The 23,787-nt window shown below is 46.0% G+C and carries 21 protein-coding genes; 16 read left to right on the top strand and 5 right to left on the bottom strand.

The genetic code is table 11. From position 1 onward, the window contains the following. The first annotated feature begins 4 nt into the window (after positions 1-4). Both V1499_RS21460 and V1499_RS21455 read left to right on the top strand, forming a co-directional pair. On the top strand, positions 5-610 hold the full coding sequence (locus V1499_RS21460; RefSeq protein WP_409272437.1) for a pyroglutamyl-peptidase I: 606 nt from the start codon (positions 5-7) through the stop codon (positions 608-610). 614 nt (positions 611-1,224) lie between these two features. Next, a complete protein-coding gene (locus tag V1499_RS21455) occupies positions 1,225-2,019 on the top strand; it encodes a nucleotidyltransferase domain-containing protein (RefSeq protein WP_409272435.1) in 795 nt (264 codons plus the stop codon). 105 nt (positions 2,020-2,124) lie between these two features. Here the strand turns inward: V1499_RS21455 and V1499_RS21450 are convergent, their stop codons facing one another. After that, positions 2,125-3,150, bottom strand: coding sequence for a Gfo/Idh/MocA family protein (locus tag V1499_RS21450; RefSeq protein WP_409272434.1), 1,026 nt, complete (start codon positions 3,148-3,150; stop codon positions 2,125-2,127). Between the two features lie 521 nt (positions 3,151-3,671). Between V1499_RS21450 and spoIIID the strand changes: the two genes are divergently transcribed. From spoIIID to V1499_RS21400, 10 genes are all read left to right on the top strand, one after another. Beyond that, entirely contained in the window at positions 3,672-3,944 is a 273-nt protein-coding gene (spoIIID, locus tag V1499_RS21445) for a sporulation transcriptional regulator SpoIIID (RefSeq protein WP_053368343.1), read from the top strand. Between the two features lie 617 nt (positions 3,945-4,561). Beyond that, complete coding sequence (locus V1499_RS21440; protein ID WP_409272432.1) at positions 4,562-6,073, top strand: multicopper oxidase domain-containing protein; 1,512 nt, start codon at positions 4,562-4,564, stop codon at positions 6,071-6,073. Positions 6,074-6,115: 42 nt separating this feature from the next. Further along, the gene (locus V1499_RS21435; RefSeq protein ID WP_409272431.1) at positions 6,116-7,429 is read left to right on the top strand and encodes a multicopper oxidase domain-containing protein; all 1,314 of its coding nucleotides are present in this window, start codon (positions 6,116-6,118) and stop codon (positions 7,427-7,429) included. A 107-nt stretch (positions 7,430-7,536) separates the two neighbouring features. After that, positions 7,537-8,112: a copper resistance protein CopC gene (locus V1499_RS21430; protein ID WP_409272430.1), complete on the top strand. Its 576-nt coding sequence runs from the start codon at positions 7,537-7,539 to the stop codon at positions 8,110-8,112. Between the two features lie 6 nt (positions 8,113-8,118). Continuing rightward, positions 8,119-9,261, top strand: a complete 1,143-nt coding sequence (locus V1499_RS21425; protein WP_409272428.1) for a copper resistance D family protein — start codon at positions 8,119-8,121, stop codon at positions 9,259-9,261. Positions 9,262-9,442: 181 nt separating this feature from the next. After that, complete coding sequence (locus V1499_RS21420) at positions 9,443-11,641, top strand: PKD domain-containing protein (protein ID WP_409272426.1); 2,199 nt, start codon at positions 9,443-9,445, stop codon at positions 11,639-11,641. A 402-nt stretch (positions 11,642-12,043) separates the two neighbouring features. Then, positions 12,044-13,045 carry a rod shape-determining protein gene (locus V1499_RS21415; protein WP_409272424.1) on the top strand — a complete coding sequence of 334 codons (1,002 nt, stop codon included), beginning with the start codon at positions 12,044-12,046 and terminating at the stop codon, positions 13,043-13,045. A 369-nt stretch (positions 13,046-13,414) separates the two neighbouring features. After that, positions 13,415-13,690 carry a DNA-directed RNA polymerase subunit beta gene (locus V1499_RS21410; RefSeq protein ID WP_409272422.1) on the top strand — a complete coding sequence of 92 codons (276 nt, stop codon included), beginning with the start codon at positions 13,415-13,417 and terminating at the stop codon, positions 13,688-13,690. Positions 13,691-13,776: 86 nt separating this feature from the next. Continuing rightward, the gene (fabZ, locus tag V1499_RS21405; protein WP_316570515.1) at positions 13,777-14,211 is read left to right on the top strand and encodes a 3-hydroxyacyl-ACP dehydratase FabZ; all 435 of its coding nucleotides are present in this window, start codon (positions 13,777-13,779) and stop codon (positions 14,209-14,211) included. A gap of 346 nt (positions 14,212-14,557) precedes the next feature. Then, on the top strand, positions 14,558-14,782 hold the full coding sequence (locus tag V1499_RS21400) for a hypothetical protein (RefSeq protein WP_409272420.1): 225 nt from the start codon (positions 14,558-14,560) through the stop codon (positions 14,780-14,782). Between the two features lie 425 nt (positions 14,783-15,207). On the opposite strand, the gene V1499_RS21395 is transcribed toward V1499_RS21400, so the two are convergent. Beyond that, positions 15,208-15,645 (bottom strand): YwpF-like family protein, encoded by a 438-nt coding sequence (locus V1499_RS21395; protein WP_409272418.1) that lies wholly within the window; start codon positions 15,643-15,645, stop codon positions 15,208-15,210. 261 nt (positions 15,646-15,906) lie between these two features. Between V1499_RS21395 and V1499_RS21390 the strand changes: the two genes are divergently transcribed. The 3 genes from V1499_RS21390 (at position 15,907) to V1499_RS21380 (ending at position 17,465) form a co-directional block, all read left to right on the top strand. Beyond that, complete coding sequence (locus tag V1499_RS21390) at positions 15,907-16,524, top strand: single-stranded DNA-binding protein (protein WP_409272416.1); 618 nt, start codon at positions 15,907-15,909, stop codon at positions 16,522-16,524. Next, complete coding sequence (locus V1499_RS21385) at positions 16,517-16,747, top strand: hypothetical protein (protein ID WP_409272414.1); 231 nt, start codon at positions 16,517-16,519, stop codon at positions 16,745-16,747. The genes V1499_RS21390 and V1499_RS21385 overlap by 8 nt, the downstream gene beginning before the upstream one ends. A gap of 352 nt (positions 16,748-17,099) precedes the next feature. Then, positions 17,100-17,465: a hypothetical protein gene (locus tag V1499_RS21380; RefSeq protein ID WP_409272412.1), complete on the top strand. Its 366-nt coding sequence runs from the start codon at positions 17,100-17,102 to the stop codon at positions 17,463-17,465. A gap of 143 nt (positions 17,466-17,608) precedes the next feature. Here V1499_RS21380 and V1499_RS21375 read toward each other — a convergent pair whose 3' ends face one another. Both V1499_RS21375 and V1499_RS21370 read right to left on the bottom strand, forming a co-directional pair. Further along, complete coding sequence (locus V1499_RS21375; protein WP_409272410.1) at positions 17,609-20,704, bottom strand: DEAD/DEAH box helicase; 3,096 nt, start codon at positions 20,702-20,704, stop codon at positions 17,609-17,611. Continuing rightward, complete coding sequence (locus tag V1499_RS21370; RefSeq protein WP_409272408.1) at positions 20,697-22,316, bottom strand: SWIM zinc finger domain-containing protein; 1,620 nt, start codon at positions 22,314-22,316, stop codon at positions 20,697-20,699. Before V1499_RS21370 ends, V1499_RS21375 begins: the two co-directional genes overlap by 8 nt. Before the next feature lie 689 nt (positions 22,317-23,005). Here V1499_RS21370 and V1499_RS21365 point away from each other — a divergent pair. Then, on the top strand, positions 23,006-23,170 hold the full coding sequence (locus V1499_RS21365; RefSeq protein ID WP_409272406.1) for a hypothetical protein: 165 nt from the start codon (positions 23,006-23,008) through the stop codon (positions 23,168-23,170). 81 nt (positions 23,171-23,251) lie between these two features. Here the strand turns inward: V1499_RS21365 and V1499_RS21360 are convergent, their stop codons facing one another. After that, complete coding sequence (locus tag V1499_RS21360) at positions 23,252-23,740, bottom strand: sigma-70 family RNA polymerase sigma factor (RefSeq protein WP_409272404.1); 489 nt, start codon at positions 23,738-23,740, stop codon at positions 23,252-23,254. Positions 23,741-23,787 lie beyond the last annotated feature (47 nt).

The following is a 23,787-nucleotide window of genomic DNA, read 5'->3' as shown; positions in this document are numbered from 1 at the left end:
GTAAGTGAAGAAATTGCTTTTGACAGGCTTTGAGCCGTTTTTGTCCTTTCCGATCAATCCGACAGAAAAGATTGTATCCGCTTTGGACGGGCAGGAAATTGGCGGTTACCAAATTAAGGGCTTGCTTTTGCCTGTGGATTATAATTCAGCTGCCGGTCGGCTTTTGGAAAAAATGCGCGAGGAGGAGCCGGACGCAGTCATTTCGCTTGGGCTCGCTGCCGGTCGTTCATCAATCACGCCGGAACGGATTGCGATTAACTGCCGTGACGGAGCTGCTGACAACAATGGTGTCACGCTTGAGGACGCTCCGATTGTCGAGGGCGGGCCGGACGGCTACTTTTCAACACTTCCAATCAGGCGGATGGTAAATACGTTGAAAGAAAGCGGCTTTCCCGCCGAGGTTTCCAATACCGCTGGAACGTACCTTTGCAACAATGTCATGTATGCCGTGCTTCATGAGCTTGCTGAAGCAGGTAAGGAAATTCCGGCCGGTTTCGTCCATATTCCGGCTTCCCATGGGCTTGCCGTGGCTGGGAAAAAAACCATGCCATCCTGGAGCGACAGAGACCTTCTTGACGCAGTGAAGGTTTTAATTGCGGCGCTTGGGTAAAAGAGAGAATGATAGTTACATAGGGATAACGGGTTCTAGTTGACCCCGTCTTGACAACCAATAGGCTATTAAAATTTATGTTAACGATTAACCAGGGGACTGAATCCCCTGGTTTTGCTATCTAGTGGGAAACCCAGCCGGGGGAGATCCCCGAATGCTGATAACCGCTGTGATTTGCTGATAAATCCTTGCATTCGCTGATAAATCCTTGCATTCGCTGATAAACCCCGTCCAATTACTGATAAACGATGTACATTTACTGATAAACCATGTACATTTACTGATAAAACCTGCGCATTTAATGATAAAACCTATCTAAAGGCTGATAGAGCGACAAAATTTGGATTACACAAGCACGTTCGTTGATAAACCGGGCTCAATAATCATAGGCCAGGTACTTTTACTGATAAACTCTGCTCGATGCCAATCTAAACGTGTTTGCTCATAAATCGAGTTCAAATACTGATAACCCAAACGTGTTCGCTGATAAATTGCATCCAAATGCTGATAACCCATGCGCGTTCGCTGATAAACGGCGCTCAAATGCTGATAAAATCATCAACGTCCGCTGTTACTGACAAAAACCTATTTTTTGAAATTAGGAGGAAGTCATTTTGAGAGACCATATCCTCGACGTTCTTAATACAATTGAAAAAGACTGCAACATCAAAATTTTGTTTGCCTGTGAGTCCGGGAGCCGGGCGTGGGGGTTTCCATCCAAGGACAGCGACTACGATGTCCGGTTTATTTACATTCACAAACAGGACTGGTATTTATCGATTGACCCGGGGAGGGATGTAATTGAAATCCCAAAGCACGATCCCATTTCCATTCCGATTGATGAGTTGCTCGATGTGAGCGGATGGGAGCTGACCAAGGCGTTGAGGCTGTTCCGTAAGTCCAACCCTCCATTGCTCGAATGGCTCCGATCCAGCATTGTCTATTACCAAGCAGGTACAGCAATCGATAAATTAAGGGATCTGAGCGGAAGCATTTACTCGCCTGTCTCAGGAATCCATCATTATCTCAATATGGCAAAGGGAAATTACCGGGATTATCTGCAAGGCGCTTCTGTAAAGATTAAAAAGTATTTTTACGTGCTTCGTCCGATCCTGGCGGCGAAGTGGATTGAAAAATACAATACAATTCCGCCAATGGAGTTTAAGGAGCTCGTCGAAGATATTCTTCCAACTGGCGTCCTAAAGGAAGAAGTGATGATTTTGTTTAAGCGGAAAATCGCCGGGGATGAACTTGACCTGGAGCCGAGAATTGAGGTGATCAATCACTTTATTGAGGAGGAAATTAGCCGCCTAGAGGAATATGCCAAAACACTCAATGTCAAAATTGAAGACCCGACTGAACAGCTGAACCAACTTTTCCGGGAAACACTGGAGGAAGCATGGAGATAGAAGATACACGGGCATTCCTAAAAGGAACATGGCGAAATCCGCATTCTTACAAACGATCTTCCACAAACAAAAAACACAGCCGCGCCGGCTGTGTTTTTGTCTTCCTTATTTCGGTGAAACTTCGTATGCGCGCAGGATGATTTCCATCGCTTTTTTGCCTTCTTCCCCGTTAACAAGAGGTTCCCTGTTCTTATTAATGGCATCGATGAAGTCCTTGTAGAGCGGCGTGTGGCCCTCTCCATAGACGCTGTCGATATCGGTGCTTGTATCTTCCTTGTCGTAATCGCGCTCATCGGCAAATTGCCATGTTTTGATTTCGTTGACAGCAAGGCCGCCGATGACAACCGTTCCTTTTTCGCCAAAAATGCTCAGCGTTTCTTCGAGGTTTTTCGGATAGACGACGGCGCTGCCTTCGACAATTCCGATTGAACCGTTCTTGAACCTGATCAGGATAGCACCGAAGTCCTCCATTTCGATATCACGAAGGAATGTTTCCCGTTCAGCGTGGATCCGCTCAATTTCAGCGCCGCCAAGCATCCATTGCAACAAGTCGATGTTGTGGATACACTGGTTCATCAAAGTCCCGCCATCCAGTGCGGCAGTTCCCCTCCATGGGGCCTGCTTATAGTAATTCATGTCGCGCGTCCAGAGGATCCGCGCTGTTCCGCTCATAATGCGGCCGAAACGCCCTTCCTCGATAGCCCTTCTAAGCTTCTGGATTGGAGGGTTGAACCTGTTCTGGTGAGAAACGCAAATTTTCTTGCCTTTTTCCTTCGCGACCGCAATCATGTTGTCCGCATCTTCGACGGAAAGCGCCATTGGCTTTTCAACAAGCACATGGGCGCCGCTATTCATGCAGTCGATGGCATGCTTAGCATGGTAGCCGCTCTCTGTCGCGATTGTAACGACGTCAAGCTGCTCCTTTTCAAGCATTTCTATGTAATCCGTATAAACCTTTACGTCAGAGCCCTGAATACTGGCTTCGTACTGTTCCTTCCGCCCCACAGCCTGTTTCTCATCAATATCGCACACTGCAACCAATTCTGCATACTCGCTGTTTTTGATTAATGCTTCGATATGCTTGTACGAAATCCTTCCGCATCCAAGTACTGCAAACTTTAGTTTAGTCATTGTATCCTCCTGTGATTGGCAAGTAGAATTTTCTGCCCTGTTAAGCTGGGCACTTAAAGACCTACGGTTATTGTATCAAATTGAGTTCTAAAAAGGAAAATATCCAACCTATCCGATGGGCTTGCCCTTTTTGTGGAAATTTCCTTATTTTTCGGCTGCTTTTTCCTCGGAATCGCTCGTGTGCGGGGAACAAAAGCGGGAAAGGAAACATGGTGCATTGTCCGTTTTTTACAAAAACTTCCCGGCACTCCTTGTCCGGTGTGCATATTCGCCTATCCAAGCTAATAAACTGTTATCAAACCTGTACAAGAGAGTGTTTGAGGTGAAGAGTCGTTTTGAGGAGAATGTGTATTTAGCCAGGGATTTGTTTAGACCTCACAGGGCCAGAGGGCAGGGCTTTTTTTGTGAAAAAGGCCGCCATCTGCCGCGCCGGTTCATGGGTGCGGAAGGCAGAATTCGTCGAAGTGATAACGGGTCTCATTTCACACTTCTCACATCCAACCTAAGGGAGGGCGAGTGGTGTGCACGATTACATCAAAGAGAGAACAATCAAGATTGGAAAGTATATCGTGGAGACGAGGAAGACGGTTCGCGTAATTGCGAAAGAGTTCGGCGTATCCAAAAGTACGGTCCATAAAGATTTAACGGAAAGATTGCCGGAGATCAGCCCGGAGCTTGCAAACGAAGTGAAGGAAATCCTTGATTACCATAAATCAATCCGCCATTTGAGGGGCGGGGAAGCAACGAAAATGAAATACCAGAAGGAAGATGCGGAAAGCGAGCCTGTAAAGTAAAAAACTTCCAGAAAAAAACAAATTTCTTCAAGTCGCATTAAAACGTTGGCCACCTTAATTTAAGGCAATGAATAAAAAGGAGCAGCTGGTTGGCTACTCCTTTTAGCCCGAATTGAGCAGGATACGGGAGATTAGTGTATTCGTTTCCTGTTTCAGTTGGAAAAGAAGATACTTAATTAGAACCTATAAATAAACAAGAGTATTTAAAATAATGGATTTGAACTGTAATAGGCTTAATAATCACCCATTGTTTCAGTGGGTGATTTTTAGTGTTTAGAAGCGGGATTTCCTTCAGTATTTATTGATTGCCATATTAGAGGGCAAACAGTGGGGGTTTTACTGCCCTTCATTGCGGGACAAACTCTTACTCTTGTACCTATTTCACGGTGTTTCCACTCGTGTGTTGAACCGGGAAGAATACATAACTCATTTTTTCTATTGTGGTTAATTGTCCATGTTTCTAAATAATTTGTCACTATTTTCATGTTGGGAAAATTTTCAGGGGCAAGTTATTTTGGGAATACCTCCTGAATAATAATAAACTACTATGCTTGTGGAATATTTCTGGAAAAAACTCGATACTTTGGACTTACTAATGAGCCATAAAAGGAGTGTGTATGAAAGAAACGATGAACAGACGGGAATTTGTAAAATATGCAGGCGGAGGAATTGCGACATTACTGATAGGCAGCATGATGCCCTCCTGGATTTCTGGAGATTCACAGCTTGCCAATACCACGGTTTTAGCACAGGAATTAAAATTCACGATTACGGATGCTATGAAGAATATGGTAACGCATAACTCGGAAAATAAAGCACAGTGCTATTTTTGGCTTTATAAAGAGGAGAACTTTCCGGCAGAGATACCCGGCCCAAATATTATAACAACAGTTGGTAGTACCGTGAAAGTCACGGTAACCAATGCTTTGGATGAACCTCATGCATTCTATATAAGCGGGTTGGTTGATACAGGCCCGATTAGGCCGGGAGAAACAAAAACAGTAGAATTTGTCCCTGATGCAGCCGGTACCTATTTATACTACGATAACTTGAATGCGCCAGTAAATCGGATGATGGGGCTCCATGGAGCATTGGTAGTCATGCCGAATGAACCTGTGGGGGGACATAACTATACGCCTTATTCGAACCCGACACCAGCTGTACAGCAATTATTCGATGATCTTGGTTCTTCTGAGCATTTTCCCGGTTTATCGTGGGAGGAGGGTGATCCCGCATCGCATACTCCTGCATTTCGGCAGTACATCTGGATTCTCCACGAAGCGAGTTCCCGTTTGTTCACGGAAGTAGGAAACTATACAGCTGGAAAAGACTATCCAGCGGCCCAGTTTGTGAAATCGTTCCAAACTGACCGATTCAGGTCTGATGGAAAAAACAAAAAACCAGAATTTTTTACGATAAATGGCCAATCCGGTTATTTTGCTGCTCATAATCCCTATATTGCTCCAAATCACAGGGTAGGTGAACCGGCGATTATCCGTATACTGAATGCTGGTTTATCCATGCACTCACTTCATCTCCATGGAAACCATGTTTATGTTACAGGGGTAAACGGTGAAGCGATGGACAATGTAATATGGCTGGATACTTACACATCTAATCCGCTTGAGACGGTCGAATGGGTGGTGCCGTTCACAAGGCCGCCTGACATCCCGAATGTGAGAGGAATTGGACTTGCGGATGAGCCACTTATGTCTATTGGAAATCCTGCAATTCCGGGATCCGCGCCTCATCCTGTTTGGCCGCCAACGGACGAACTTAATATGCATTTTCCTGAGATTGGAACAAGAACAGGGAATTTCGATATTTCTGTCCGCCTGTCGCCGATTTGCTATCCTATGCACGATCATGCAGAAACAAGCCAATCCGCCCAGGGAGGAAATTATGGACTTGGCATGATGAGCGGATTAGCAATCATTGGTGACCGAAACACCCCAGAGGGAGTCATTACATTTCCAAACTCACCAACAAATCATGGACCGGAATTCACAGGGCCCGCCGCTGGCTATGGAAATGGCTCTATGCAAATGAAAAGTTCAGAAGCTGCTGGTCAAGGAAATCAGATTGAACCTAAACCTCCGGAAAACGGTTCCCATAAGGGTGGCCATTAAATTTAAGTCAAATAAGAGCTATTTAAATAAAGGAGAAGAGCCATGTCGTTTTCAAAACCTGGTTTCCTAATTCCACGCAGGTCTGTTGAAGGCCATGAAGCAGAGTGGGTTAAGTCATTCGATCCCCCGCAGGCAAGCCCGCCGACACCTGAACTGCTTAACCCGACGAACCCCGTTCCTGCATTTGTTGCCGCGACTGTTCGTGGAGCAACAAATGCCATCCCAAATACTGAGAGGATATACCTGATGCATGGGACTGACTTAAGTATGTGGGATGGAAAAAAGCTTGAATTTTATTTAATTGGAAATCCTGATGTTCCTGCGGCAAAAAACGGAACCTTTCCCGGGCCAACCATCAGAGTCCCAAGGGGAGTTGTTTTTCATGCGCACGTAGAAGGGCATGGTCAAACACCACATACCATTCATTGGCACGGGATTGAGCCCACAGCAATGAATGATGGTGTTGGCCACACGTCAATGGATTTGGGGGAGTATACTTACCAATGGCAGCCTAATCATATTGGCAGCTATTTTTACCACTGCCATCGAAATACTCTTCAACATTTTGATTTTGGCCTATATGGCTTTCTCATTGTTGAGCCACCGGATGCCTTTGATCCAACTGATGGGAAAAATATAGGCGGCTATCCGCGCAGGACTGCAGCAAACTTGAATGATTTCCCGGAATTCCCAGGCTTCATAGGTGGAACGCTCGAAAGCGGAGACCCTGTTGCAATGACGGTTCCATATGATGTAGAGGCTTTGTGGGTTATTGATGATATCGATTCGGTATGGCGTGAACAAGCAAGCCATGCCCATCAAACTTTCGCAAAGCATGGAAATAGACCCGGGGTAGATGATCGATTCCGTGAAAATGACAGTGGGAAATATGATTTCTTTGCATTTCATGATTACAACCCAAATTACTTCGTCGTAACCGGAGTGAATTTTCCAGGACGTCTCGGAAGTACCGCATCAATAAAACCAGGTATTTCCCTTCCCGCTGATTTAAACAGTGGAGTAAAAGGTATGCAAATTTCTATCGCTGCAAAGGTTGACCAAACCATCTTAGTCCGGATTCTTTGTGCTGCATATACAAAAATAAAGGTCAGTTTCCCAGTCGATGTTGTTGTGATTGCTGTTGATGGGCGTGCCCTTGGTGTTCCGCCATTTGGAAAATACAATCACCCATACACACATCCAGTAGGGACTCCAATTGAGATGAGTACTGCCCAACGCATTGACGTACTCATTCGAGCAAAGCAGCCTATAGATGGTTTTGCCCAAGTGGAATACAGGCACCACTTAAGTGATGCATTCCTGTTCAATGGCAGGATTCCGATTCAAATTAAATAACAAAGGGATTTTAGCTGCAGATGATTGTAGAGGGCAATCGAGTAGAGGTTGCTCTCTTTAATCTATAGAACACTATTATTTTTAATAAACCTGGGCAGGTGTAAAAGTTGATAAAAAAACTCCTGGTTTTTCTATTTTTCATTGTAATTATTGCACCATCTATGACTAGTGCACATACGAGTGTTGTTAGCTCCTTTCCAGCTGAAGGCCAGCTGGTTACAGAAAAACTCCAGGAATTAACGGTTTCTTTTGATGACACAATCGAAAAAATGAGTACAATGAAGCTTTTAAAGGATGGGAAGGAGCAAAAACTGCAACAAGTTCAAGTTAATGGCTCAAAGATAATAGGTAAAGTAACAGAGCCATTGGAAAAAGGGAACTACCTTGTAGAGTGGCAAGTGATGGGTATGGATGGACACCCTATTAAAGGGAAAATAAATTTCCAAGTAGAATGGGAGAAAATGAGTTCGAATCCCGATGAGTTTCAAACCGGGAATGAACCGACAATCGTTCTTGAAGAAGATACTGCGAAATCAGCTGAAACTAAAGAACAACCGAAAGTACTGTCCGAAAAGAAAGGGGAAGAAAAAAAGCAACAACCTATTCTTCAGCCATTGCCTCTAGCAGCAATTATTCTAGGTAGCTTGGTTGGTATCGCCTACCTGTTTAAAAAGAGGAAGTGAAATGCGATGAGTGTTTTAATTCCTATAACCGAATTTGGGCAGTACATTCTCATTTCCTTTTTGACAGGTTATTTTTTATTGGACTTAATTCCAGAAAAAAAGAAGCCTCGTATTTTAGTACCTAAAAAGCTAGTACAACTTTGTGTAGTAGGAACAGTGTTCATTTCCTTTATCCCACTGCTAAATATAATTTTCATTTTTAAAGATAGCTATGGGCTACTCGGTGCGGCTTCTGCCTCCTTGATCGAAACGCAGGCAGGCCGTTCTTGGATTTTTTTGACGATATGGGCGCTTTTATTATGGCTTAATGTATATTTTAACTGGTCGAAAATATACCGGCTTCAATTGTTAATGCTAATGGTATTTGCAATTGCGAATGGGAGCCATGTGGCTTCGCTATCCAAGTACGGAATATACTCACATTCAGCCCACTTTATCTTGGTCGCTGTTTGGGTAGGAGTGCTTCTGATTGTTGGCTGGTTCAGCGAAGACTCGGAAAACTGGAGGGAGTTTTTAAACTGGTTTACCGTCCTTGCAATCGGTTGCCTGGCCGCTATTTCTGTCACAGGTTTCTTTCTCATGGATTTGGTTATGGCCGACATTCGTTATGTTGAAAGCTGGGCGATTCCATATGGGCGCATGCTGCTTCTTAAGCATTTAAGTATTATCCCTGTTTTAGCTTTTGCATTGATTAATGGGGTCCTTTCTAGAAAATTAGTAAAAAACCACGCATTTGATCCCCGGAAATGGATTAGAGCTGAGTGTTTGTTGTTAATGCTTGTATTTTACTGCACAGGTGTAATGGGTACCCTTAGTCCTCCACACGTAGCAGTAATGAACAACACACCGGGTAATTCAATCACATGGGTGGATTGGCTTTTTATGAAAACAGAATTTCCTCAAACTATTATTGGGCTGTCTCCTACCATTTCTTCCATCAGTCTGATCGGATGTTCGCTGTTGTTTATCTGTTTTATTTTAATCAGCTTCAAAAAAATGAATCGGGCATTTGCGGTTGCTTTAGCCTGCTTTTCTATCGTGACATTCTATTTGGGCTTTATGCTGTCAGTTGATATTGGAGGGGATAGAGTAAAGTCAAATCCAGTACAAACAGGCAGTAAGCAGGAAATTGTAAACTACAGCCCATGAGATGATTATAGTAAGAAACCCACTTTCCAGCCGAAGCAACTAATCTACAAAGCATTCAAGTTATTGATTAACTGGCTAGCCAAATACAGTGAGACGAAACGAATAGAGCCTGTAGGGGAAATCAACTTCAAAATACAATCCAGTATTTTTTTAAAAATTTTTTGTGAGGTGAAGCGTCGTAATGGCAAAACTTCTTCGAAAAAAGTCAACAGCGAAAAGTTTACTTCTAGTTGTAATATGTGGCTTGTTAGTCATTGGGGGACTATACTTGGAAAATGCTTCTGCAAATGAGGTTTCAGACGGTAAACAGCTTACTAAGATGGGTCCTATTAGTAGCGAAAACGGGTTTCCAGTTTGGTTTAAAGATTCTGCAGGAACGCGGCTCCAGCTTTGCCTGGACGCAAATGACCCATTATGCGCAATCCTGCCCGAAGATGTACCGGATCCATCAAAGCCAATCTCATTCCCTGATAATTTTCCTTCAGAGGCATTTTACCAGCTGGCAGGTGCTGAAATGGAAACAGGGACAGGAGGCAGAGTTGTTGCTAATTTTCAGCTCGAGGCTGCTTTCACCCAGGAAGTTCCGACAGATGGGCAACAGATGATTTTTGGGCGTATCAGGTTTAGAATCGAAGGCATAAAAGCACATGAAACGTATAAAATTACACATCCATATGGAGTGGATATACTAACTGCAGAGCCTGATAAAAAAAATCCTGATTTAGGCGAAATCAGATTTACTCAAGACATTGGTGACATGGGTGGCGGGAACCCTCAGCTCGCACTAACTAGCCGTATTGGAACTTTTCTAAAATGGGACCCGGATGTTAAACCAGATGCACCGCCAGGATATATCGGTGATCCAAACGAAAATCACCGAGTTGTAGGTAGTGTTTTTATTGATGTAAAAACGAAAAAGCCCCAAAACTTCCTCCGGGTGGAAGGACCAGGGATAGCGGTTGGAACAAATGGTGTATTCTCGACATTTGCCTGTGAGGAACCAAATCCAAATAATCCTAATCAAACGATAAAAAATCCAGATTGTATTGAAGTCCATGACTTTTCATTGATGGGCAAAATAGCAACCAATAATGGAGTGGAAATTCAACAAGCTACCTATGAACGTGTTGATGAAACAGGGGGTACAATTGATGTATTTGCTTATTCAGAGGAATCTAATCAGTCAATTGAAGTAAGCGGAACGGGTTTTGATCCTGTTCGTATGGCAGGAGGAAACGGCCAATATTTTGCGCGGCTTTCTTTTAGCGGTGAAACGGTGCCGGAAAGAATTCTCGTGACAAATAAAGGTGACAGTCCGGTTAGCTCGAAAGAAATAAAGCTCGTTGATAAAATTACCGCAGCTGCCCTATATGATATTGATAACAAAACTCTTACATTCAATGCTGAGTCAAGTGATAAAGCTGGTTCTCCTCAATTGGAGGTGAAGGGCTACGGGCTTTTAGAAGGTGGAACTTTAGTAATAACTGACCAACATTATGTACCACCAAGCTTCACCATTAAGTCATCCATGGGAGGCACCTTAATCGTTCCAGTTACAATCACCGGTTCTTCGTTTACATCAATGCCAGTAGTCGCGTTTGCCGGTAGTAACCAAACAGTCATAAAAGGAAACATGGTAACTTTGGACGGTAGTAGCTCAACCGGCCCAATAAAATCCTGGTCCTGGAAGCAGCTTTCAGGCACGGAAGTTGAATTGTCGGGAGCGGATACTGCAACGCCATCATTTACGGCTCCATCAAGTGAAGAAGAGCTTGAATTTGAGCTTACAATAACTGGCCCTGCTGATTCTGTGTCCAGCACTGTTAAGGTTAAAGTCCTTGATTCTGCTCCAGATTCAATTGCAGATGCAGGACCTGACCAGGAGGTTGAACAAAATAGTGTTGTTAGTCTAAATGGAAGCGGGTCGGAAAACACAACAAAATTTAATTGGAGGCAAATCGGGGGACCAGAGGTTGTCCTTAATGGAGAAAATACTCCAACACCAACATTTACATTCCCTAAAAAAGCAGTTACTCTTACTTTTGAACTCACAGCAACTGGTGCAGGCGGGGCCACTTCAACAGATACAGTTGAAATTACTGCGAAACCTGATGTGTTGACAGTCTCATCCGCAGAGTATCGAAGAGATAAAAGGGAATGGAGAATCGATGGTACATCCACAGTGTTTGGACTTGGGGTTGAGGTTACTTTCTATATAGGATCCCCTGCTAATAATAAGGTTGTGGCAAAAGGATTGGTTGATACACTAGGAGCGTTTAGATATAGAGGCACAGGTGTGGCAATCACAGCAGGCGAAACACTTACAATCGTTTCAAGTGCAGGGGGAGTACTTGAAAATGTAAGAGTAACAATAAAATAAACTGAAACATCAATCTGTAGGGGGTTATTCATCCCTAACCTATCCTGCCCATTTACACCAAGAATCGAGAGGTGGGGGCTTGACTTTTTGCTAATGCGGGACAACTCAAAAGGGCGGAAGCGTTTATTGCTTACGCCCTTTTTGTATTTTCACTTTTTTTTCTGAAATCTAATTACAATAAATCAATCGCCATTTACGGGCGGGAAAGCAACGAAGATGAAGTACCAGAAGGAAGATGTGGAACTCGAGACTGTTAAATCGCCATTTTTCATAAAAATGCAACAAATTTCGTCAAAAATCTATGGAAGCTTCCGGAAAAGGTATGGAAAACGGAACTGTTATGATACAATACAAAATTAGGACAGTATGTGGAATCCGTTTTCGAGGAGGAAAAAAGAAGCAATGTTTGCAAGGGATATTGGGATAGATCTTGGAACGGCCAACGTGCTTATTCACGTAAAGGGCCGGGGAATCGTACTGAATGAACCATCCGTCGTTGCTATTGATAAAAATACAAACCGTGTTCTTGCCGTAGGGGAAGAGGCCCGCCGCATGGTTGGGCGTACGCCTGGCAATATTGTTGCCATCCGCCCGTTGAAGGACGGGGTGATCGCCGACTTCGATGTGACGGAGGCGATGCTAAAGTACTTTATTAACAAGCTTGACGTGAAAGGCTTTTTATCGAAGCCGCGCATCCTGATTTGCTGCCCGACGAATGTTACGAGCGTTGAGCAAAAGGCAATCAGGGAAGCTGCGGAGAAAAGTGGCGGCAAGAAAATTTACCTGGAAGAAGAGCCGAAAGTGGCTGCTATCGGGGCGGGAATGGATATCTTCCAGCCAAGCGGAAACATGGTAGTCGACATTGGTGGAGGAACGACTGATATCGCCGTCCTTTCGATGGGTGACATTGTTACTTCCTCCTCGATTAAAATGGCTGGCGATAAATTTGATGTGGAAATTCTCAATTATATCAAACGCGAGTACAAGCTGTTGATTGGTGAGCGAACGTCCGAGGATATCAAGATAAAAATCGCGACCGTTTTTCCTGGTTCACGCAAGGAATCGTTGGAAATCCGCGGCCGCGATATGGTCAGCGGCCTGCCGCGCACGATTACAGTCCATTCCGAGGAAATCGAAATGGCCCTTCGTGAATCGGTTGCGGTAATCGTCCAGGCGGCCAAGAGTGTCCTCGAACGCACCCCGCCCGAGCTTTCCGCAGATATTATTGACCGCGGAGTGATCCTGACTGGAGGCGGCGCCCTTTTACATGGGATTGACCAGCTCCTTGCCGAGGAACTGAAGGTGCCTGTACTCGTTGCCGAAAATCCAATGGATTGCGTAGCTGTCGGGACCGGCGTTATGCTCGACAACATCGACCGGATTGCTAGAAGGAAATTGGGCTAAAAGTGAATAAATAATGGAAGCCTGGCAGGCGAGTTTGCCGGGCTTTTATTTATTTGGAGAGGGAACGCCAGCTTTTTAGCGTTTTGGCGGTCGATAGAGATGGGAAAAACGCGGAAGGCTGTCACGGAAGCTTTGATGCACGGAAAAATGACCGCAACCCAAATTAGTTGTCGCCGAATGCCCTGTTGAGTGAATCCGAAAAAAAATCTCTTGATGATGCCGCCCAAAGTGTTCCTAAATTTGGGGATTGTGAAAAAGGATGTTTAATTTGCTGTTTTTCCTTATAATAGGGATATAGGATGCAATTTTCGATCCATTTTTCAAAAAGGAACCGGGTTTGCCATGGTTCCCGTTTAAAAGGAGTTCATTATGTCTTCTATCTCATATAAGCAGCAAGAGCCGAAAACACGCGAACAATATAAAAAATCAAAGAAGGAAAGAATAGCTAAGGCCACCGGGAACCGGAAATACGTCCGGATCAGGCTAATTCCAATCTGGCTCAGGATTATCCTGTTCATCCTTCTGATTGTCGTCTGCGCAATAGGCGGGGCGATGTTCGGGTATGGAGTGCTCGGGGATGGAAATGCCGGGGATGTTTTTAATAAGTCTACATGGACACATATTCTTGACCTTATCAAGAAGTGAATAAGGGGAGGGGAGAAATCCCTTCCTTTTCTTATTCGGAAACAGTAAAATGGTTTTATTAGTTCATATTATGAGGAGGTACTAAAATGCTTGATATTAAACAAATCAAAGAAATCATTCCTCACCGTTATCCATTCCTGCTTGTAGATAAAATTGTTGAAGTCGAAGAAGGGAAACGAGCGGTTGGTATAAAAAATGTAAGCGCCAATGAGGAATTCTTCAACGGCCATTTTCCGGACTTCCCGGTCATGCCTGGAGTCTTGATTGTCGAAGCGCTTGCCCAGGTTGGGGCTGTTGCCATGCTGAAGCGTGAGGAAAACCGCGGGAAGCTTGCTTTTTTCACTGGCATCGACAACTGTCGCTTTAAGAAGCAAGTCTATCCCGGGGACCAGCTTCGCCTTGAAGTAGAAATGGTCCGATTCCGCGGCCCAATGGGAAAAGGCAAGGGAATCGCCACGGTTGACGGCGAACTCGCCTGCGAGGTTGAAATCATGTTTGCCCTCATCGACCAAAACAAATGATTGTTTAGCTAAATTAGACGCCAAAAGGTGCAAGGCCCCGGTTGTATTCTGCCCAGGTGGGTGTTAGGAGCCTGCTGTGTGGCTTTTTCGTCCAGTTGGGTGCCAGGCGCAATAAATGATGGGCCTTTTGGATTATTTTTGTTGGAAAAGGTTTACCATTTTTGAAATAAGTTTATTAAGTAAAAACATTAAAGCATACAGTGCCGCATACTTTCATCCTAGACTGTAACTGGCACTGTATGTTTTTTGTGTTCTGTCCATCCCCGGATGCAAGTTCCTTTCGTTTTGGGGCATTTTAAGAGAAGCCGATGTCCGGCCCAAAAACAAAACGAAAGGGGCTTTTTTGATGAAAAAGAAGCTGTCCATGCTCCTCGCAGGGATGATTTGTGGTGCGATGCTAACCCTCGCAGGTTGTGGAACAAATGATGATGAACAAAATCCTCCTCCGCAAGATCGCAACCAGGACTATAAAGGGAACGATGTAAACCCGAATAACGATGGCAGGGTCGACGAGGATGGCCTTCCTAGCGATACAAATGACGATACAAACAACGAGAAAAAACGCCGTTAAGCAAAATGGTGAAGTAAGGACGGAGGGGAGATCTTCCGGCCTTTTTATATTTACAGCTTGAATTAGGAAAGACTCCGGTTGAGTTTTAAAGACACCACCCGAAATCATCGTACTGGCAGCCTCCAACGTCTATTATCCCGATTCGGATAGTACTTTCTCGACATTTAAACATGGCTGGCATTCCTCCTCAAACAGCCGCCCCAAAATCCGCCAATTTCCGTGGGAGGTTTATGTTCCTAGCCCTTTTGTCATGCGCAATCCGGGAAATTCAATCAAACGTTTGATTGAATTCAGAATGTCGAAAGAATTTGTTGTATGTAAGTCATGGGGTGAGGTAATTTATTATGGTTTGCTGTACCTGGAACCCACCAATTCCCCCTCATTAAAAAAACAGCCCAAATGAATGAGCTGTCTTTCGCTATTCGTCAAACCTCAGATTTTCGGTTCTTGAGCTTAGGTTTGCGCTGAATTTTGTCCTTGAATTCATCAAGCAGCATGTTTCCCTTATAGCCTTGGTCAAGCAATTGGCCAAGAAGGATTTCGGCATAGTTGTTTTTCGTTTTCCTTAGCTGGCCTTGCAGGAGGACGCTGATATGCTCTTCAAACTTTTTCAGGGAACAAACCCTGGTCTGGAAATACGCCGGATCGTTATCCTTGTGCGTAATAACTGCCTCCACGATAAACTCGTTTCCCGCGTCAAACAAATTTCTGAAAAAATCATAATGCTCGAGCCCGGTATAGGCTTCGAGAAGCCAGTTGGAATGCTTGTCTTCCTTGTTAATGATTAGGCCGCTTTCCAGGGGAATTTCCGTTGAATCCTCACCATCGAGGATTTCGAGTGACACCAGTTTAAATGTTTTCACTTCAGCAACCCTCCCTACAATAATTTTGCCTGTATTATATCATAATCCATGATTCATGCATCCAAAGGGGATTTGTCGAAAAATAACTAGGGAAATGCTGAATATCGCATTAATTGAAGAAAAAGCGCAGCAAAAGTATCTTTTTGTAAGCAGGAAACTGCTTTTTGGGGCAAAATGGAGCCTTAAAAACGATTTTTAGTGATTTTACATTTTTCCTTCATAGGCGTTAAGATGGACGCATCGACGAAAGGAGTTGGATGTATGATAAACCAAGTAACGCTGGTAGGGCGGCTGACCAAAAATCCCGAATTGAAGCTAACGACGGAAGGGACGCCGGTTTCAAATGTCATTCTGGCGGTGAACAGGCAATATAAAAATAGCCATGGTGATTACGATACCGATTTTGTCCAGTGCACCCTTTGGAAAAAAGCCGCGGAAAACACCGTTCAATATTGCCGAAAAGGTTCGGTTGTCGGCATCACCGGCAGGATTCAGACACGGCATTATGATAACCAGGACGGAAAACGGGTTTATGTGACCGAGGTTGTTGCCGAATCCATCCGTTTCCTTAGCAGCAAACCTTCCGAATCAGCTTCGCATGAAATGGAAAATTCCCGGTCGGTTCCAATCCCTGGTATGGACGCCCAGCAAAACCCGGAACCTGAAGCGATTCCATTCCGCCAGCAACAGCCCCTGCATCAGGAACAGACTCGAAGCGGCCATGTTGGATCGGCAGCGGGACATAGCCAATTCCATCAAACCCCACCTGCCGCGGCGGCAAGCCATGATTCCTACGATCGCTCCCAGCCGGTTTCACCACCTTTTACTTTTGAAAAGGAGCCATCCGCCCCTTCCAAGGAGGAGTTCCCATTTGGATAGGAACAAGAGCAATGTAGCGGAAAGCCTTGAATTGCTGCTCGAAAGCCTGATTAGAATGACAGGAAAAACAAATGAGCATGTCAGTAGCCTCCACAGCAGGATTCTAATTTTGGAGAACCGGCTCGCTGAATACGAGAATGAATGGAAACAATCGTGCGATGGCTGTCCCGCAAGAATGCCGCAGTTGCCTTTAAAGGAACAAGGATTCCTCTTTCGCCTCTAGTCCCCCGCATCCGGCCTTGCATCTGTACGGTGTATGCCCCTGCCGAGAAGTCCCTCCCTTTTTAAAAAACTTCACCAAGACCCCCACAGAAATAAAATCAATTTGCCTCCCCGAAACCTACCCCAACTCTACCGGCGAATTCATCCGCCGGCTTTTTTTTCGAAAAAATCTCTCCTATACCTGCTAATTGGCATCCACACTCATAAATTCCCTGTTCCAGAAATAAATTGACTGCCAACCACTTCTGTAACTATACTAATCTAAAGAAGGGATTTATTGGAAAAATAACATATTCCTTCAATCACTGATCCAACAAGAGATAGCCAAAAAGAGACGATTAGGGGGATGTAAAATGAATAACCGGCCGGTTTATATTATTTTTGGAGTTGTTGTTTTTGTCATTGTGCTTGTGGTTGCCTTACCGAAGCTTTTCACCAAGACGGTGAGCCCGAATTTCATAGTCATTAACGAGGTAGAATTAGGGGAAGAAGCGATTATAGTAAAAGGGAATTTTGCAGAAAGTGCGACTGACTATAGAGGTTTTAAAGCGGAAAAGGAAGGTAACAATCTTTTTATCGAGATTAAAGGAAACATGCTCCCTGACCCCAAGCCGGACGGTTCCTTTACTATACAAATTCTGAAAAAGGATTACGGTGAGATTAAGGCCATTTATTTAAAGAGCGACTCGATAAGGAAGAAAATTTGGGAAGAATCCTAAAAGGGAACCCTGTCCGGATAAAAAGTTTCCCCCTGAATGTATAGTTGTAATTTCCATGGACATACTGGATAAAAACCCCCTGTTATATAGAAAAAGGCTGCTGAACTGCCATTCAGCGGCCTTTTTCGTTGTTTCTGAAAATGTTATTTCAAAAAGACGAGATCGCGCAACTCCTCTGTAGACAGTTCGGTAATCCAGTTTTCACTCTGGATGATCTGGTCATTGAGGTGCTGTTTTTTCTCAAGCATAGCATCAATTTTTTCTTCCAGCGTACCTGTACAAATTAGCTTGTGGACATGGACAAACCGCTGCTGTCCAATCCTGTAGGCGCGGTCAGTCGCCTGGTTTTCGACGGCCGGATTCCACCAGCGGTCATAGTGGATGACATGGTTTGCGGCTGTCAGGTTCAGACCGGTACCGCCGGCCTTCAGGCTGAGCAGGAACACCGGGAATGCATGTTCCTGGAACTGGGCGATCATTTCATCGCGTTTGGCTTTCGGCACGCTGCCGTTCAAGAACGGCACATCGATTCCAAATTTCCTCTTTAAGGCGGCTTTAATCATTTCACCCATCTCAATGTACTGGGTGAAAATCAGGCAGCTTTCGCCCTGGTCCAGCACCGCGTCTATAAGGTCAACGAGTTTCTCCATCTTGGCCGATCTTGCAATGAGATCCCTTCGAGAGGAGCCTGCTCGGGCGGTTAGCGCACCCACTCGTTCAGCACCCCCAATGGATTCTACAGCGGGGATTTCATTGACATCCGAAATGGCGCCTTCTTTCTCCACTGTGTCCTCCAAGAAATCGTCCTCTGGAATGCCGCCCTCCATAAACCCGCCGTCCGTTTCCTCAACGCCGTCCATTTCCCCGCCGGCATCAGTAACGCCGCGATTTTTGCCCACGCTGTCAACGAAACCGGCAACTTCTCCCGCAGTCCAAGATTCCTTCAGATAGAGTGCGGGATGGTTGCAGAGCTGCTTCAGCTTGCTTAAAAGCTGAAGGATCATTCCTTTCCGTTCGAAACCGGTCAGCTTCTCAAGCTGGGTGAACGTATCCTGGACAAGCTGCTCATACAGCGATGCCTGCTCGGCTGTCAACGGGCAATACTCCTTTTGCTCCTGCTTATCCGGCAGGTTGAGCGCGACATCCTCATCTTTTTTCGTCCTCCTGAGAAGGAAAGGACGGATGAGTGCCTGGAGTTCGCGTACCTTTTCAGTCTTTTCTTCCTTTTCAATCGGAATGACAAACCGTTTCTGGAACTGCCCGAGGCTTCCAAGATACCCATGGTTCGTAAAATCGAAAATCGACCATAGCTCGGATAGGCGGTTTTCCATCGGTGTCCCGGTCAGAGCGATATGATGAAGCCCGCGAAGCTTCCGGACAGCCCGGGATTGTTTTGTGTTCGCGTTTTTAATATTTTGCGCCTCGTCAATCGCAATCGTACTCCATTCCATGCTGCTGAACTCTTCTTCATCAAGATGGCTCAGTCCATACGATGTCAGGACGACATCGCTTTCGGCAGCCGTTTCCGCAAAGCCATCTCCTTTTTGTCTGTTGGGGCCATAATGGAGATGGACGCGCAAGCTTGGGGCAAAGCGCTCGAGCTCCTTTTGCCAGTTTCCGAGTACCGAAGTCGGGCAAATGATTAGAGCGGGAGCCGTCATGCCTTCATCCAAACCTCCTGCTTCGGCGGCTTTTTCTTTTACCGAAAGAAGGTAGGAAATGAGCTGGATCGTTTTCCCGAGGCCCATGTCGTCGGCGAGGACTGCCCCAAAGCCGAATTGGCGCAGGAACAGGAGCCAGCTCATGCCATGCTGCTGGTATGGGCGGAGGGTTCCGTTGAGCCCGTCCGGCACATCAACAATGGGAATTTCCTTTAGTTCGCCAAGCTGCTTGATCATTTGTTTCCATTGCCTGTTCAGTTCAATCTGGATTTTCGCAAAAGCGCGCGGGTTCTCAAGTTCGTCGCCTTCGGGTTCATCGACAAGCTCCTGCTCAAGCAGGTCGCGGACATGGAGGCCTTCCTTTTCAGCCTTTTTCATCATTTCCTGGATTTGCCGGATGAAATGCGGATCGAGCTTGACCCAGCGGCCGCGTACATAAACGAGCCTGCGTTTTTCTTCCACTAGCGAACGGAATTCGTCCTCACTCAAATCAACCCCGTTCATCGAGAAGCGCCAGTTGAAATCAAGCATTGCATTGAGGCCAACGAATGAAGGCCTATGGCTCGCCGTTCCCTTGAGCGAAGCTTTGACCCGAAGGTTGGCGTTTTTCATCGCCTGCCACCAGCCGGGCAACAGGATTTCAACTCCGAGCGCCAACAGCATTTCACTTGATTCGGTTAAAAAGACCCACGCCTCCTCTTCGGAAAGGGAAGTCTTCAGCCGTCCGTATACCCCTAGCGACGGAATCAGCTCCACCCAGCGTTCTTCTTCATGGGCAGCCTTTTCCACATACGGACGCCAGGAAGGAGGGATGGCTGGATCATCGGAACGATACAGTTCATCGGGGTTCTTTTTCCCGCGTAAAAACGTCTCGAGCAGCCAGAAACCTTCTCCGTCCTCCGGCTCATCTAGTCGGAGCCCGACTGTGAACGGTGTGTCGTCTTCCTTGATCCCGACCCATTCAAGCCAATTTTCTTCGTCAAAATAACGCGCCAAGGCAGCCGCAGGAATGTTGCTGCTTTCAAGCAGGCCAAGCTTCGGGCCGAACAGTTCACGCATTTCGGCATTCCGTGTCAAATAGGAATCGAGAGCAAGATTATACAGCTCTTCGACAAAATCGTAGGCAGTCATCCAGATGCCGCCCACTTCAAGCTCCTGTTCCCAGAACGAGCTGTCAAATTCATCGCTCACCCTGGCAGGGAGGCGCCAACGGAATGTCCCCGCTTCCCAGGCGGCGAAATCTGGCAGCCATTCTTTTACGAGAATGCTTTCATAAAGGACGTGGGATGAGGCGAGGCAAATTTCAGCCACTTCGTCCCAGTCCCATTCAAAAAAGCGATTGAATGATTCACGTGCGAAGAGCGTCACAAGCTGCCAGGCGTTCAGCTCAATCATCACAGCCCCGTTTTCCTTCGCTGGCTCGAGAAACGCACCATAATAGCTTTCAGGATGCCGGCTGAACAACGGATATTTCCATGCATCAGGGAGGAGCCATCCGCCGTTTTTCCCCTGCGCTCCAATCAGGCAACGCTTTTCCTTAACTGTGACAACCAATTTAATAAACGGTTCTTTATACATCGATTAACTTGCTCCTTTGGCATTCTTCGTGGAAAGCGCGAAGCCGTTTCGTCCGTTCCATAAGCTCTTCAAAAAACGCATTCCACTCAGCCTGCCGCTTTTGCTTCTTATACATTGTCCGCAGTTTCTTTAGCATCCGTACAGCGCTCTTGTAGCCAGACCGGTTCTTGGCGGCAATTTGTTTCGCCGCGGCCTGGTGCAGCATCGAAATGACCGCTTCGGGCTGCTCTTTTTCCAGTACCTTCAGCCTTGCTGTCGGCAGGTCCCCGTACTGGTAGCCCATGAACGCCTGCAGGTCCGCCCATTTCGCATAATCGCCTCGTTCGAATAAAAGGCTTCCGTACTCATAATAACTGTAAGGGAGCGATTGCTGGAGAAGCCGTTCGAGTACATCTCCGCGCCCGGTCCCTTCCACATAAGGGATGGCTGAGTCAAGAACAGCCCTTGCAAACTGGGTACGTCCCTGATAGCCTCCGATCAGCGCCAATGTCTCCCGCAAATTTTGGGTAAGAGCATCGATATAATGGCCCGAGCGGCTCCACTCTTTTTGTGCGGCCAGCTCATCCGTCCAGTGCAGAAGGAACGGGGCTGTTTCCTGCCCGTTAAGCCCTGCCAGGGATTCGAGCGCCAGGCTGTCTTCCTTCTGTAGAAAGTGTATATGCGCCTTCGCAATCTGAAGCGGATGGCTGTTTTCTCCTTCGTCCAGCCGATCAACGGCTTCCTCAAGCTTCCGAGCCTCATCTTCAAGGCTCCCTCTCTTTTTAAACAGAGCTGACCAAACACCGATATAAAGGAACGCCCGCTCGTACGGGACGAGCCGGAGCCCGGACAAAAGCGCGCGGACATCCTCCTTCAGGCTCTCGATAAATGGATCAAACGAAATTGGCAACGGCATGCCCGCCAGCTTTTTCGCAATCCGTTCAGCTGCCCTTTGCAATTCATCAAACACATGCCCATAATACCGCTCCGCAGTCTCGGCCTGATGGCGAAGTTCCGTTGAAAGCTGGTCGAGCTCACGGAAGGAATGCACGATCCCGGCAAGCTCATAAAGAAGTGACCACTCCTCCCCGCGCGGCGAGCCGGCCCTCACCCGGCGCCAATGAATCCCGAACAGCTCACCGACCACATACGGATTCAAATGCTTCTTCGAGCGCATAATCGAGTCAAAGCCCTCGGAAAACGACTGAAGCCAGCTTTTGTAATCCGGGTCCGCCACTCCCGAAGCCTTAATCATTTCACGTGCGCGCTGCATTCCCCAGCTTGCCGTTTTCTTCTTTTCCTTAACTGGATAACGCCAGTCCTCAATCCACTCGGCCACACTGCCTTCCCGTCCATAAGCGGCGAAAAACACCGCAACCTGGTGCCGGCAAACCCCGCGCCCCGGACACGAACACTCACTCATATCGAAAAACAAAAGCTCAAGGCGGACCCTCACCGGCATCACATCCTGAACCACCGCCGTAACTGTTTCCTCATCCACCCGCAGCTGCGATACAAGCCCCTGTCTGTACAGGAGCATCCCCTTCTGTATAAGCCGTGCATCCTCCTCCGAATGCGGCGACAGCATATCCCGAAGCCGTTCCGACACAACCGCCAAATTTTCATTCCGCATCCGAACACCCCCATTTTTTTAAAAATGAACCCTTGTTTCAGCCCGCAGCCCGTAAACCGCTACGGACAAGGAATTAGAATCCGATACATGTTTCCGTTACGCCCGTTCTTGCGTGCGCGTCATGTCAACGCACCCAGATTCCGATACGTTGCCAGGAACCCCGTACATTTCCACCTAAAACGGCGAAGCTTTCAACTTTCCGAATCTACATACATTCCCACCCAAAACGTGGATTGATATGCAGCGAAGCGATCAACTGTCCGAATCACGGTGTATTTCCACTCAGATGGAATACCGATGTAGATTGGTATGTTACAGGGTTTCCTATCAAATCCGAACCCTGTGAATTTTCAACGAAAATGGAACCTTTACTTAGCAAAAACCATATTCTTTTATTATACCCAAAACTAGCTTCCCGCAGAAACCCCCCGCGAACGATTTCGGGGAATATGAAACTCTCCCCAAATAAAACGTATCGCTTTCGAAGTGTATTATGAGTAACACGTAAACGTTGTACTAGTTTTAAAAATAGGACAAGCGGGAAAAGAAGCTTCACAACAGCGAAACCCTAGTTGTGGTCGAATTTTGTCACAAAATAGCCATGCAGGCAGTTACTGGAATACATTTACATTCGACAAAAATTTTAATAGAATAGTAAAAAAGAGCTGAAAAAGGAGGAGAAAAGGCGAGTGAAGGAGAACAGCAAAACAGATGGCCAAAGCATCTTTAAAGAAATCCTTAAAAAGGCCTATGTTCGGGGATGTACCGAAAATGAAATGACATCTAAAAAAATGATTGAAGATTTAAAAGTAGACTTAAAGAATATGCCGATTGCCCAATCGGATACTATATAAGTGGAAAAGGAGGGATGCCTGAAGCTGGCACCCCTCCTTTTGATTTATTATCGGTGTTCCGCAGGCGGATTTTTCGTTTTATCAGTTTTTATGGATCAGTTCGGCTTTCAGCTTTTCTTTCGCCCCCTTCCGCCAGCTTTTCACAGCAGATACGCTGACATTCTCTTTTTCGGAAATTTCTTTTATGGATAGGGAATCCAGGCAAGTGTAAAGGACCCATTTTTTCTGATTTTGGGTCAGGTCCTTGCAGTAGGATAAAAGAAACAGCTCGGGCAGGGTTTCGTCTTCGGCGGCTTCACCTGCTAATTCCCAAAATTCTTCACTTGGATAAACGGTCCTATCCGCAAAGGCGGCCGATTTGGTGAGTTCCGTCAAGATTCGCCCTCTAATATAACTGTACGCATAACCCTCGAAATTCCCTTTTTCCGGATTGAACCCCCTGGTAGCCTCCCATAGGGCAATCAAGCCTATTTGATAAAATTCGTCTTTGTTTTTATAAATTTGGAGTGTGCGGATGATACTGTTAATCATTGGCGCAAACTGATGTGCGGTGTAATCGAAGCTTTCCACTTTCGATCCCTTTCAGGAAAGCGCGCTTGCCATTGTATTCCCGGGTA

Source organism: Neobacillus oceani, from assembly GCF_046237595.1.
Taxonomy (GTDB): Bacteria; Bacillota; Bacilli; order Bacillales; family Cytobacillaceae; genus Bacillus_D; species Bacillus_D oceani.
The sequence above is the reverse complement of the archived record's forward strand: the minus strand, read 5'-3'. Positions and strand labels throughout refer to the sequence as shown.